At 35.2% G+C, this 12,353-nt stretch carries 11 protein-coding genes and 1 pseudogene; 4 read left to right on the forward strand and 8 right to left on the reverse strand.

The window, feature by feature from the left end; all coding sequences use genetic code 11:
* Positions 1–8 precede the first annotated feature (8 nt).
* The 5 genes from ABWU31_RS01885 to der all read right to left on the reverse strand — a co-directional run bounded on the left by ABWU31_RS01885 (position 9) and on the right by der (position 4,690).
* Positions 9–1,020 (reverse strand): IS630 family transposase gene (locus ABWU31_RS01885; protein WP_265029767.1). Its coding sequence is split into 2 segments (ribosomal slippage): positions 9–557 and positions 559–1,020, totalling 1,011 coding nucleotides; the frame shifts between segments, so codons are not numbered across the junction.
* 109 nt (positions 1,021–1,129) lie between these two features.
* Positions 1,130–1,962, reverse strand: a protein-coding gene (locus ABWU31_RS01890; protein ID WP_353271062.1) for an IS5-like element ISWpi1 family transposase whose coding sequence is annotated in 2 segments (ribosomal slippage) — positions 1,130–1,593 and positions 1,593–1,962 — 834 coding nt in all. Because the reading frame shifts where the segments join, the coding sequence is not laid out codon by codon here.
* Positions 1,963–2,329: 367 nt separating this feature from the next.
* Positions 2,330–2,872, reverse strand: a complete 543-nt coding sequence (locus tag ABWU31_RS01895) for a demethoxyubiquinone hydroxylase family protein (protein ID WP_006279362.1) — start codon at positions 2,870–2,872, stop codon at positions 2,330–2,332.
* Positions 2,847–3,368, reverse strand: coding sequence for a disulfide bond formation protein B (locus ABWU31_RS01900; RefSeq protein WP_077188363.1), 522 nt, complete (start codon positions 3,366–3,368; stop codon positions 2,847–2,849). The genes ABWU31_RS01895 and ABWU31_RS01900 overlap by 26 nt, the downstream gene beginning before the upstream one ends.
* Positions 3,365–4,690 (reverse strand): ribosome biogenesis GTPase Der, encoded by a 1,326-nt coding sequence (der, locus tag ABWU31_RS01905; RefSeq protein ID WP_353271298.1) that lies wholly within the window; start codon positions 4,688–4,690, stop codon positions 3,365–3,367. The genes ABWU31_RS01900 and der overlap by 4 nt, the downstream gene beginning before the upstream one ends.
* A 130-nt stretch (positions 4,691–4,820) precedes the next feature.
* On the opposite strand from der, the gene ABWU31_RS01910 reads away from it, so the two are divergent.
* Positions 4,821–5,030 (forward strand): hypothetical protein, encoded by a 210-nt coding sequence (locus ABWU31_RS01910; RefSeq protein ID WP_353271299.1) that lies wholly within the window; start codon positions 4,821–4,823, stop codon positions 5,028–5,030.
* A 9-nt stretch (positions 5,031–5,039) separates the two neighbouring features.
* Here ABWU31_RS01910 and ABWU31_RS01915 read toward each other — a convergent pair.
* The 3 genes and pseudogenes from ABWU31_RS01915 to ABWU31_RS01925 all read right to left on the reverse strand — a co-directional run.
* Positions 5,040–6,045 (reverse strand): annotated as a pseudogene (locus ABWU31_RS01915) (transposase); the annotation flags it as partial.
* A gap of 3 nt (positions 6,046–6,048) precedes the next feature.
* A protein-coding gene (locus ABWU31_RS01920; RefSeq protein ID WP_265029767.1) for an IS630 family transposase occupies positions 6,049–7,060 on the reverse strand; the annotation gives its coding sequence in 2 pieces (ribosomal slippage) (positions 6,049–6,597 and positions 6,599–7,060; 1,011 coding nt in all).
* Between the two features lie 245 nt (positions 7,061–7,305).
* Positions 7,306–9,222, reverse strand: coding sequence for an ATP-dependent helicase (locus ABWU31_RS01925; protein ID WP_264705275.1), 1,917 nt, complete (start codon positions 9,220–9,222; stop codon positions 7,306–7,308).
* Positions 9,223–9,614: 392 nt separating this feature from the next.
* Here ABWU31_RS01925 and ABWU31_RS01930 point away from each other — a divergent pair, with 392 nt between their 5' ends.
* The 3 genes from ABWU31_RS01930 to nuoL are packed head-to-tail and all read left to right on the forward strand — an operon-like array spanning position 9,615 to position 12,353.
* Positions 9,615–10,202 carry an NADH-quinone oxidoreductase subunit J gene (locus tag ABWU31_RS01930; RefSeq protein ID WP_006279581.1) on the forward strand — a complete coding sequence of 196 codons (588 nt, stop codon included), beginning with the start codon at positions 9,615–9,617 and terminating at the stop codon, positions 10,200–10,202.
* The gene (gene nuoK, locus ABWU31_RS01935) at positions 10,193–10,501 is read left to right on the forward strand and encodes an NADH-quinone oxidoreductase subunit NuoK (protein ID WP_006012916.1); all 309 of its coding nucleotides are present in this window, start codon (positions 10,193–10,195) and stop codon (positions 10,499–10,501) included. Before ABWU31_RS01930 ends, nuoK begins: the two co-directional genes overlap by 10 nt.
* Positions 10,502–10,505: 4 nt before the next feature.
* Complete coding sequence (gene nuoL, locus ABWU31_RS01940) at positions 10,506–12,353, forward strand: NADH-quinone oxidoreductase subunit L (RefSeq protein ID WP_049973600.1); 1,848 nt, start codon at positions 10,506–10,508, stop codon at positions 12,351–12,353.

Consider the following 12,353-nt stretch of genomic DNA (forward strand, 5'->3'; position numbering starts at 1 on the left):
ACCAATTCTCATTGTTGTCCAGTCAAATAGGAAACATTGCAGAGTTGTTTAATTGTGGAGCTGGCAAGAGAAGTAATAAATTTGCACAAAGCACCCTCAAGTAGAGCAATTGTATCGTATATTTTATTGCGCAAAATGTTCTGTTTTATATATAACCAAAGCCTCTCAACAGGATTTAGCTCAGGTGAGTATGGAGGTAGGTATATAATGTCGATATTTTTAGGTACCTTTAAATTTTTTGACCTATGCCAACTAGCACAGTCCATAACGAGAAAAGCCTCTCGTGTTTCTAGATATTGCGAAATTTGCTCAAGAAATATGTTCATGCAATCAGTGTTGACATTTGGTGCAAATAAGCTAGAACTCTCTCCATTTCTAGGATTAACTGCACTATAGAGATAGAAATTTTGCCTACCTAATTTTGTTTTAACCTGTGTTCTAATCCCCTTTTTAAACCACCCATGTCCAACTTTTGAATGTGTGCCAAACCGTGATTCATCAAAGAAAAATAGCTCTTTTTCTGGATACTTGCTAATAGCTCCATTGAGATTTTTTTTTGAATTCCTCTTGTTTGCTTTTATCTTGTCCATTATGAACTGGTCTTGGTGTAATATATGAGAATTTCATCTTTTGCATATGGCGGTGTACTGTAGATTTGCTGATATTTAATCCGAACTTTTCCTGGATTCTTATTCTCATTTCTTTAATGGTGATATTAGGATTTTCTTCTATCCACTCTTCAATTTGCTGTAGTTGAGCCTGATTTAATTTAGTTTTTCTACGACGTTGTGAAGGAGCAAACAGTTTTTCTTCTCTGCCAATTTTCAAGAGTTTTACCCACGAAGTTAGTGCGCTTCTTGAAATGCAATATATTTTTGCTACAGCCGTTATACTGTACTTTTTTGCTGCAATTACAGCATTTAGTTTTTTTGAAACATATGCATTATTCCTTACTTTCTTCAGCATTTCTTTTGCTGATTCTACTACTTTTTCATCCAATAATTTTGATCTTAATGCCATTTAAACCTCGCTATTTTACTTACTTCAGTATGGCTTTTCTTCCATCATTGTCCATCTGTTTGCCCTGTAATGGGAATTGGTATAAGAGGTTGTCCGGAAACTAGTAAATTCAAGCATATTCCCTCTTTAACATAACCCTACTCATAGCTAGGTATATGAAATTCTCAGTGGATGTTGTGAGTAAATCATACTCCTTCGATAGCCTTCTATTCCTATTAACCCAAGCAAAAGTCCTTTCTACAACCCATCTTCTTGGCTGTACTTTAAACCCTTGTTCTCTTGTTGGTAGTAGCTCAGGTGGCGTATCTTTGTGCACCCAAAATCTACATGGAGGCCTTGTAACAATTTCAATATCTATGTCATATTCTTCCTTTATGTGATTCTTTGAATTTCTTCCTTGGTATCCCATGTCAGCCCACATTTTTTTAACTTTAGTATATTTTGTTCTCATATTGTTTAATGCTATTTTAATACCATCTCTATCATTTTCGTTAGCAGCGCCTACGTAACAACCTAGTATAAAACCCTGAGTGTCTGTAATTATATGCCTTTTTCTACCCTTTACTTTTTTACTTCCATCATAGCCTTTGATCCCCCCTTTTCTGTAGTCTTTACAGATTGACTATCTACTATACAGGCACTCGGCTGCTCATTCCTTCCTATTTTTCTTCTACTATATTTTGTAATTTCATAATTCATTTTCTCAAAAATTCCCTGCTTCTTCCATTGCCTGAACTGCTCATACACAGTCTTCCATAGCGGAAAATCATTTGGTAAATACCGCCATTGACACCCTGTACGCAATACATAGAAAATTGCTTCTAATATTTCTCTTTTGCTATACTTTGGCGGCCTTCCTCCTTTCTTGTATGATACTCTGAAGTGTTTTTCTATTCTTGCCCATTCCCTTTCGCTTAGATCTGTTGGATACTTTTTTCTCATCTTTACCCCGTACTAAAATTTCAGATATTATAGCCTTTTACTTGTTTCCGGACAACCTCTAAGCAAAATTTCTGGATTACAGACTGGAATGACACCATTTGCTGTGCAATTTACCTTCAAAAATGAATGTTCGTACAGTTGTGAACCTGTGGCAGGTATTACATAAGAGCATTTCCCTCTTCTAAATTAAAACGCACTTTTGCCTCCTTTACAGTCTATACTTTAGATGTATTTAATTTACAAATACTAATTATTTATTAATAATGGTGATATGTAAATATAGTTATAAAATAATTGTTACACTTGAATTCCTTCCTGGTTTCTGTTGTTATCAGAACATTTAAAACACTTTAAGAAAGCTGCTTAGTTAAATTAACTTAGACAAGTAAATAGCAGTTTTGCAGCCTGTTTTTATGAATGATGATAAAATGTTGTAGCCAAATGCGCTTTCAGCATTGTGCTGAATTGCAATATCTTTGTGCTCTAACTCCTCGTCGCGAAATTTACTTATAGTTTCTCTTAATTCCCCATCTTCTAAATGTGAAACTTGCTCTTTGTAGTGCTCCCCGATAACTTCTTCAACTGCAGCAGTGCAAGCCATAGCAGCTTTTTTGCCCATAATGGCAGTTGCAACGCCAAGCGACACTCCTAAAACACGCCAAACAGGCAACAAAACAGTAGGACGAACTTTTTGCTCTTTGATTTTCTCATTAAAATAGTGAAAATGCTTTTTTTCCTGCTCTTCCATTTCAATTATTTCATTGATTATAGAAGATTTCTTAAGAATAAATTTTTGACCAGAATAAATGCAAATAGCTCCATATTCTCCAGCGTGATCTACTCTAATTGCCTGTTGCAAGAACTGATTGTTGCTGTACCTTAAATTATTTAGATTTCTTTCTTTCTCCACAATACACCTTACCTGATACGAACAGAGCTACTATGAGATAAATTAGATTCCATGTTGCTAAGGAAACACCTAGAACGTAATGAGGTCTGTCACAAGATGGAGAGTAATTAGGATTTAGTAGATTATTTCTGAGCTCTTCTATACTAACGTTACCACTTGCTTGCTCTGTACAACCTAAAACATCATGAAATAAGTGGAGTTCAAGACCTACATGATAAAAAGATATTACTGCACCTATGAGGTAGCTGCAAAACATTGCATAGATTAGAATTTTGTTGTCTTTAAGCATGCACGCTACTGCAAGTAATCCGGCGATATAGTAAACTATTCGCTCGTATGTACATAACTTGCATGGCAGCATGTTGAAAAAATATTCTAGCACATATGCAAAAATTAGAGCAGCGGCACTCGACAGCAGAAAGATTGCAGGAATTCTGGAATTATTACACATAACTTTAAGTAAATTACCCCTGAAAGTATAAAGCAGAGTATTCATTTTACATAGGGATTTTTATTTTTTTTCAAAAGCAATCTAACTGGCACACCGTCTGCAAAGAAATTTTTTCTGAGATCGTTAATTAAATAGCGTTTGTAACTTTCATCAACACTTTCAGGTATGTTACATATCAAAGAAAAAGCTGGAGGTTTAGTACCAATTTGAGCGATATACTTCATTTTAACTGCTTTGCCTTTTACAAGAGGGTGAGAATGTTTTCCTACAGCATCTATGAGCCACTTATTCAGTTTTGCAGTGCTGATCTTCTTGTTCAAGGATTCACTCACTTCAAGACACTTATCTATCACATCACCGCAGCGCATGCCTTTTAACGCAGAAATTGTTATAGTTGGCACTTCCAAGAATAACCTGGTTACTTCCTGTTGTTTGACAAATTTTATTAACCTGCTTCTGTCATCCTTACCTATTAAATCCCACTTATTTAAAACAACAATAATCCCTTTCCCTCCCTTAATTGCAGCTTCACCAATTGATAAATCCTGCTGCTCAATACCAACTAGGGAGTCTAGCATTAAAACTACCACATGAGAGCGCTTGATTGATTCCATGCTTTTCTCAACAAATCTTGATTCTAAGCCATCTACAACATTCGCCTTTCTGCGGATTCCGGCAGTGTCAATTAGAGTAATTAACTCTCCATCATGATCATATGTAATATCCACAGAATCACGTGTGGTACCTGGCTCTGAACTTGTTATTAGTCTGTTTTCTGCAAGTAAACCATTTAAAAAAGTTGATTTTCCAACATTCGGACGGCCGATGATCGCGATCCTCAGCCTACTCAGTTCATTGTTAGGTAACTCAGTGTTCTCGTTAAAATTTTCAATAACACCAGCTAATGCATCATAAAGATCAACCATGCCAAGATTATGCTCGGCAGAGATATACACCGGGCCAAGAAAATCAAAAAACTGCAAATAATCAACATTTTCGGATTTATGACTCTCGCATTTATTTGCTACTAGTATTACAGGTTTATTTATTTTTCTCTTCAGCCACTTTGCAAACTCTTCATTTCGCTCATTTTGCACTTTTGCATCAACAAGAAAGAAAATTATGTTTGAATTGGATAAAGAAAATTCGATTTGTTCAATAACTTGTAGTGAAAAATTAGTTTGGTCGTTCCATCCTCCTGTATCTATAACTTTAAACTCCAAATCGCTAATTCTCGCCATTCCCTCTCGCCTATCCCTTGTCACTCCTGGAATGTTACTCACTACTGCTGCTTTTCTTCCTACTAATCTGTTGAATAGGGTCGATTTTCCAGCATTTGGTAGGCCTACTATGGCGATTTTTAGCATAATTCAAGGGCATGTTCTATATGAAGTAAATTATAACCGAAACTTTTCAATTTAACTATTGACTTCGTAGATTATATAAGCATACTACAGTTAGAATTTTTTATTTCGTTATGTAAAATATGGGGTAGTTATGCTAGTGTCAGAGCAAATAGAGAGTGTAGATAGAGAAGAATTAAAGCAACAAAATCATATACATAAAGATACAGAGTGTTCGGAAGAGACGACAATATATGGGCATATTAATCAACATATGGAAAAAAACATCTCAAATACATTGCATGAAATGTATGATGCTCTTATGTCATATAACGAATCGGAACAGTCAATGACGTCAACTTAAGAACTTTCATTAGCAAACTCTCCCAAAGACATGATGGCGTTTAGGCTTATCTACTTTATTGCGGCTGTCCCGGTCGGATTTTAACTTTAGCGCGTATACTTAAAAAGGGCTTGAAAGTTTTTTGGTGCAATAAGTACCTGATAGAGTTTCTGTCTCATTACACTAAATAAAACTGAAAAATTTAAACGATACTCAGTAATTTGATCTGGGTTCCAAGGCCCTTGTGCATCACATATATGAAGCGATAATATATTGCACATGACCAAGTTTGCCCAAAATTCTTGTAATACAGCCTCTCCAGAAAAATTCTCTAACTCTGCTCCTACTTTGAGTCGTTTCCTCTATGTGCCACCTTAACACATAAGCTTTGCTCCAAAGTCTCGGTCAAAAACTCTGTTTCTCAGTTGGCTAATGTCAGCACTATAACTCTTACTTTCTGTCCTTTCATTTTATTTTTTAGCTTTTCATTTTCTAATATAAAATCAAAATCTAATTCGCCAGCGTTCCCATAGCTTACTATAATTTCTTTTTTGCAAGCGAAAAATAAAATCTACTTCCAAATCATAATGCTGCTGAATGAATTTTACTGAAGACGATCATAGATAAATAATAATTTCTCTTGATTTAATAAACGCATTTGAGTGATAACTTCGGGTAATTGCTCTGCCGCCAACGTTTGTTCACCTATATTCCAAGCTGCAAGACGAGCACTACAAATCAGCGAAGTACACAAATCAACAAACAAATTGCCAATGGTGCCTGTTGTTCCATTTGGTTCAAACTCGGATACAATTTCCCCAGAGCTGGGTAATCTCATACCAGAACCATCTGCTGCAATAAGTCTATAGCCTCTCCAACTCAGGTTCATCCTGATAGGCTGTTTGGATGCTTAAATTCTTGAAAGCCTGTATGGCAAATCTTATACCTTGCTTTAGAAAAAGCTTGCTTTGAGGGTACATGTCAATGGCTCCATAAGTTCACATTCTATTCCCAAACTTTTTTTAACTAATACCAATTCTCATTGTTGTCCAGTCAAATAGGAAACATTGCAGAGTTGTTTAATTGTGGAGCTGGCAAGAGAAGTAATAAATTTGCACAAAGCACCCTCAAGTAGAGCAATTGTATCGTATATTTTATTGCGCAAAATGTTCTGTTTTATATATAACCAAAGCCTCTCAACAGGATTTAGCTCAGGTGAGTATGGAGGTAGGTATATAATGTCGATATTTTTAGGTACCTTTAAATTTTTTGACCTATGCCAACTAGCACAGTCCATAACGAGAAAAGCCTCTCGTGTTTCTAGATATTGCGAAATTTGCTCAAGAAATATGTTCATGCAATCAGTGTTGACATTTGGTGCAAATAAGCTAGAACTCTCTCCATTTCTAGGATTAACTGCACTATAGAGATAGAAATTTTGCCTACCTAATTTTGTTTTAACCTGTGTTCTAATCCCCTTTTTAAACCACCCATGTCCAACTTTTGAATGTGTGCCAAACCGTGATTCATCAAAGAAAAATAGCTCTTTTTCTGGATACTTGCTAATAGCTCCATTGAGATTTTTTTTTGAATTCCTCTTGTTTGCTTTTATCTTGTCCATTATGAACTGGTCTTGGTGTAATATATGAGAATTTCATCTTTTGCATATGGCGGTGTACTGTAGATTTGCTGATATTTAATCCGAACTTTTCCTGGATTCTTATTCTCATTTCTTTAATGGTGATATTAGGATTTTCTTCTATCCACTCTTCAATTTGCTGTAGTTGAGCCTGATTTAATTTAGTTTTTCTACGACGTTGTGAAGGAGCAAACAGTTTTTCTTCTCTGCCAATTTTCAAGAGTTTTACCCACGAAGTTAGTGCGCTTCTTGAAATGCAATATATTTTTGCTACAGCCGTTATACTGTACTTTTTTGCTGCAATTACAGCATTTAGTTTTTTTGAAACATATGCATTATTCCTTACTTTCTTCAGCATTTCTTTTGCTGATTCTACTACTTTTTCATCCAATAATTTTGATCTTAATGCCATTTAAACCTCGCTATTTTACTTACTTCAGTATGGCTTTTCTTCCATCATTGTCCATCTGTTTGCCCTGTAATGGGAATTGGTATTAGTATAACCTTCTCACTTCTATTGTCTATTTGTTTGTTATGTAATAGAAATTGGTATGAGATTGAAGAATTAAGTGTGAACGGTTACAGAATTTTTGCCAGGAGAAACATATAGTTGAAGTAATTCAGATTTGTAAGATATGTTTATCTGCAATTATAGCTTCAACAGTAGGCAATGTTGCTTTTAATTACCTCAACATTTTCTCTTGGCAATTCTTTAATGAACCGAGAAGTGCGCATCGGTTGCCACTGGTTGTTAATTTCCCTCCTATCTGCACATGAAATGATTAACCTTTCCTTTGCCCTGGTTATGCCAACATATGCAAGTCTTCTTTCTTCTTCTAAAGCTTTACCACTTTTGTCATCAAAAGATCTTTGATGAGGAAATAATCCCTCTTCCCAACCAGGTAGAAACACGCACGGGAATTCAAGTCCTTTGGCTGCATGAAGAGTCATAACATATACGGTGTCATCGTTATTCATATTATCCACTTCCATCACCAGACTTATATGCTCCAAGAAAGTTGTGGCATTATCGAAATTTTTTAAAGATGAGATGAGCTCTTTAACATTTTCTATTCGTGCTAAGCCTGTTACCTCCTCATTTTCAAGCATTTCAATATATCCTGATTGGTTTGCTACGATTTTAACGAATTCATGCAGTGGTTTTACGCTTACTATTTCTTCCCAAGCTTTAATTTTATTTAAAAAATCGTTGAGTGAGAGTTTAATTCTTTCGGTTACCTGATTACTATTAACTAATATTTTTGCTGCCTCAAAAAAAGAAATTTTGTTATCCTGAGCAGTCGTGTATATTTTCTTTAGAGTTGTAGCTCCTATGCTTCTTTTTGGCCGATTTACTATCCTTTCGAAAGCTAAGTCATCGTTATTGTTTGTAACAAGTCTTAAATATGCAATTATATCCCTGACTTCCTGACGTTCGTAGAATTTTACGCCACTTATAATCTTGTAGGGAATTGAATATTTTATAAAATACTCTTCGAGAACTCTAGTTTGAAAAGTGGCCCTTACCAGCACTGCAATGTCACTAAATCTGTATTTATTGAGTTTCAATATCTGTTCGCTTATGAACCTTGCTTCAGCTTTCCCATCCCATAATTTTATTAGATTTACCTTTTCCCCTTCAATGTTTGTTGTCCACAATTTTTTTTCTAAGCGAGTCTTATTGTGATTGATAACATATGACGCAGTTGCAAGTATGTGGGATGTTGACCTGTAGTTACACTCTAGTTTAACGGTTTTTGCATTTTTAAAATCATCAGAAAACTTCAAAATATTTTCAACTTCTGCACCACGCCAACTATATATCGACTGGTCATCATCTCCTACACAGCAAATATTTGAGTGCTCTTTTGCAAGGTATTTTAGCCAAAGATATTGTATCGCATTTGTATCTTGATATTCATCTACCATGACATATTTAAACTTGTTTTGGTAGTAGGACAGAACTTCGGTCTTTTGATTAAAGAGCTGTATGTTATATAGCAATAAGTCACCAAAATCGACAGAATTAAGGAATTTCAACCTTTCCTGATACTGGTGATAGACCTTGAGTGCAGTTACATATACTGGCCTAAATGATTGAATATCTTCCACTTCAGATGGCAATAAGCACTTCTCTTTCCATTGCTGAATAATATTCATAATGGTCTTACATTTTTCTGATAGGTAATCAGGATTTATTTCATTGATAATATTTTTTATTACCTGTAATTGGTCATCCACACCAATGATTGTAAAATTGGGGTTTAAGCCCACAATTTCTGCGTGCATGCGCAAAATTTTTGCTGCAATTGCATGGAAAGTGCCAAGCCATGGTATGTTTGTGCCCGTTAGCTCAAGTACCCTTGATACCATCTCATTTGCTGCTTTATTTGTAAATGTAACTGCTAATATCTCATCAGAATAAGCGTGACCGTTTCTAATTATGTGTGCTATTCTTGAAGTAATCGTTCTTGTTTTTCCCGTCCCGGCTCCTGCCAGTATCAAAACTGGTCCATCTATGTTAGTTACAGCTGATTGTTGTTCTGGATTTAGCAGTGAGAGATAATCGTTCATCGTAGCCCTATAGATTATAACTCCGTAAAGTTAAACCTATGATTGAAATATTGTAAAGGTTTTATTGAATAGAACAGTTAAAGAATGCTTCACTCAAGTACTACATATTTAAACGTAGGTTTTACATCTATTTTGTTTTAGTAGTTTCAGGTGTATGTCGAGTAACAACAACTTGATTTGAGGTATTGGCACCAGAACTTCTGCTTGTTGGGTGGATAAGTGGAGTTTGGAATGGCTTATATGTACGCCTTCATTTCTATTTCTTCAGCTTTATAATAATTTAAAATGGAGCTGGAGCTTTGTAGTACAATGTTTTCAAACGTTTAATATAATATTGACTTTACCACGATAGTCACTTTAAATTAGTAACTATTGTTGCAGTTAAAGTATCGATGCCTTTTTTCTTTTATTTTTTTGCAATTCTCAGCATTTTATCTGCTGTATGCGTAATTAGTGTAAGAAATCCTGTGCATGCAGTATTATTTTTAATTTTCACCTTCGTTAACTCTGCAGTTCTTTTCATTCTCCTTGGAGCTGAGTTCATTGCTATGATGGTGATGATAGTATACATCGGTGCGGTTGCGGTGTTGTTCCTCTTTGTAGTTATGATGCTCGATATTGACTACATAAGGTTGCGCCAGGGTTTTGCAAAGCATTGCACTCTTGGTGCTATGTTGTGTGTTGTGTTTTTTCTAGTCATCAGCTTTGTAATCCGCAGCTCAGCACCGAATATAAGCAATGTTATAAACTATAATACCAATAATGTGAAAGCTATTGGTAATTTGCTGTATACCGACTACATGTACGCTTTTCATCTTTCTGGTATTCTGCTGCTTGTTGCAATTGTCGGTGCAATTGCTCTTACTTTGCAGGACAAGAAAAAAGGAGTTAAAAAACAGAATGTATTAAAGCAATTGACACAATCTTCATCTGTAAAATTGATTAAGGCTAAATTTGGAAAAGGAGTAGAATGGAAATAGGATTAAATCACTTTTTGATAGTTGCTGCTGTTTTGTTCACTATTGGAGTGTGCGGTATTTTCATCAACCGTAAGAGCATAATCAATATATTGTTATCAATAGAAATATTATTGCTGGCAATTAATATCAACTTAGTTGCTTTTTCTGCCTTTATGAATGATATAGTTGGGCAAATTTTTGTGATGTTTGTGTTGACTGTTGCGGCAGCAGAGTCAGGAGTTGGGCTTGCAATATTGGTTGTATATTATAGAAGCCGTGGCAATATAGATGTTGAACAAGCAAATTTAATGAAAGAATGAAAGTATGATGGATATACTGAAATTAATAGTATTTTTGCCACTTTTTGGTTCGCTATTTGCAGCACTTTTTAGAAAAAGTCAGTTAGTTACAACGGCAGGGATTGGAATATCTGCAGTTTTATCTTGGTATGTTTTTCTCACCTTCTCTGAAAATTATCACTTGAGTTTATTTCCTTTGTTTTCATTGAGCATCTTAAAAGTAAATTGGGCAATTAGTGTGGATGCTCTCTCATCCTTAATGCTTATTGTTATTACCACCGTTTCACTGGTAGTACATCTCTACTCTATCGGTTATATGGAGCATGATAAGGGGAAGTCGAGGTTTTTTTCTTACCTATCGCTATTTACGTTTTGCATGATTGTGCTGGTTGTAAGCGATAATTTCGTGCAGCTTTTTTTTGGCTGGGAAGGGGTTGGCCTATGTTCTTATTTACTCATAGGATTTTGGTTCCAAAAATATTCTGCAAATAATGCAGCAATTAAAGCATTTGTTGTGAATAGGGTAGGAGACTTTGCACTATTGATTGGAATCTTTCTTATTTATTATACATTTCACTCTTTGAATTTTACTGAAGTTTTTGACACAACTGATCTTCTTGGCACGCAGAACATTAGGGCATTCTGCTGTGAATTCAAAGTAACTCATATAATATGCATATTACTTTTTATTGGCTGTATGGGTAAATCTGCACAGCTTGGTTTACATGTTTGGTTGCCAGATGCAATGGAAGGGCCAACTCCTGTTTCTGCACTTATTCACGCAGCAACGATGGTAACAGCAGGTATATTTTTAGTAGCAAAGTGTTCTCCATTGTTTGAGTTATCAAATGTGGCACGAGAATTAATAGTTATCGTTGGAGCACTCACTGCTTTTTTTGCAGCCACCGTTGCAATTACTCAGAACGATATAAAGAAAATAATTGCTTATTCAACCTGCAGTCAACTTGGTTATATGTTCATGGCATGTGGGCTTTCTGCTTACAATGTTGCTATTTTTCATTTAATGACACACGCTTTTTTTAAAGCTCTACTATTTCTTGGTGCTGGCAATGTGATTCATGCAATGCATCATGAGCAAAACATTCAGAAAATGGGAAATTGCTGGAAGAAAATCCCTTGCACTTACGCTCTCATGTGGATTGGATCTCTTGCGCTTTCTGGGATATTCCCATTTGCAGGTTTTTATTCAAAGGATTTGATAATTGAACATGCTTATAGCACGGATAGCTTTGCTTTTGTAATAAGCTTAGTTGTTGCATTCTTCACAGCGTTTTACTCTTGGAGGTTATTGCTTCTTGTGTTCCACAGCCAAAAACAAAGTAAAATTAATATACATGAGGCACCAAAGATTATGCTTATACCATTACTGATACTCGCTTTTGGATCAGTATTTTCTGGAATATGGGGAGCAAATATTTTGAACATAACTAGTAATGCGTTTTGGAAATCAAGTTTAGTGATGATTGATGAGCATGGAGTTCATAATTTCTTTATAAAACTACTGCCAACCTTAACAAGCCTAAGTGGAATAGCACTTGCGTACCTAATTTACCAATATCAAGTAATTAGGCAAATTAAGAGTAAATTTTTACTTAAGTTTTTGCAGAATAAATGGTACTTTGATGAGGTGTATGAGTTTGTTATAATTGCACCGATAAGGTTTATATCTAGGCTTCTATGGAAGTTTGATGTTAAGGCCATTGATTCATTTGGACCAAATGGTGTTGTAAGGTTGGTTAATGAATGTTCAAAAAGTTCTATAAAGTTACAAACTGGTTATATATTTGATTATGCATTTATTATGTTTGTTACTTTAATAATCGGTGCTTTATATATTATTGGAATTAAATAG

The sequence above is a fragment of the Wolbachia endosymbiont (group A) of Alloplasta piceator genome (assembly GCF_964028505.1).
GTDB lineage: Bacteria > Pseudomonadota > Alphaproteobacteria > Rickettsiales > Anaplasmataceae > Wolbachia > Wolbachia pipientis.

What these genes read in the sequence shown, in the direction of transcription:
- ABWU31_RS01900 (WP_077188363.1), bottom strand. Translation starts at nt 3,368, where the DNA reads ATGAATACTCTGCTTTATACTTTCAGGGGTAATTTACTTAAAGTTATG.
- nuoK (WP_006012916.1), top strand. Translation starts at nt 10,193, where the DNA reads ATGGAAATAGGATTAAATCACTTTTTGATAGTTGCTGCTGTTTTGTTC.
- ABWU31_RS01910 (WP_353271299.1), top strand. Translation starts at nt 4,821, where the DNA reads ATGCTAGTGTCAGAGCAAATAGAGAGTGTAGATAGAGAAGAATTAAAG.
- ABWU31_RS01925 (WP_264705275.1), bottom strand. Translation starts at nt 9,222, where the DNA reads ATGAACGATTATCTCTCACTGCTAAATCCAGAACAACAATCAGCTGTA.
- der (WP_353271298.1), bottom strand. Translation starts at nt 4,690, where the DNA reads ATGCTAAAAATCGCCATAGTAGGCCTACCAAATGCTGGAAAATCGACC.
- nuoL (WP_049973600.1), top strand. Translation starts at nt 10,506, where the DNA reads ATGATGGATATACTGAAATTAATAGTATTTTTGCCACTTTTTGGTTCG.
- ABWU31_RS01930 (WP_006279581.1), top strand. Translation starts at nt 9,615, where the DNA reads ATGCCTTTTTTCTTTTATTTTTTTGCAATTCTCAGCATTTTATCTGCT.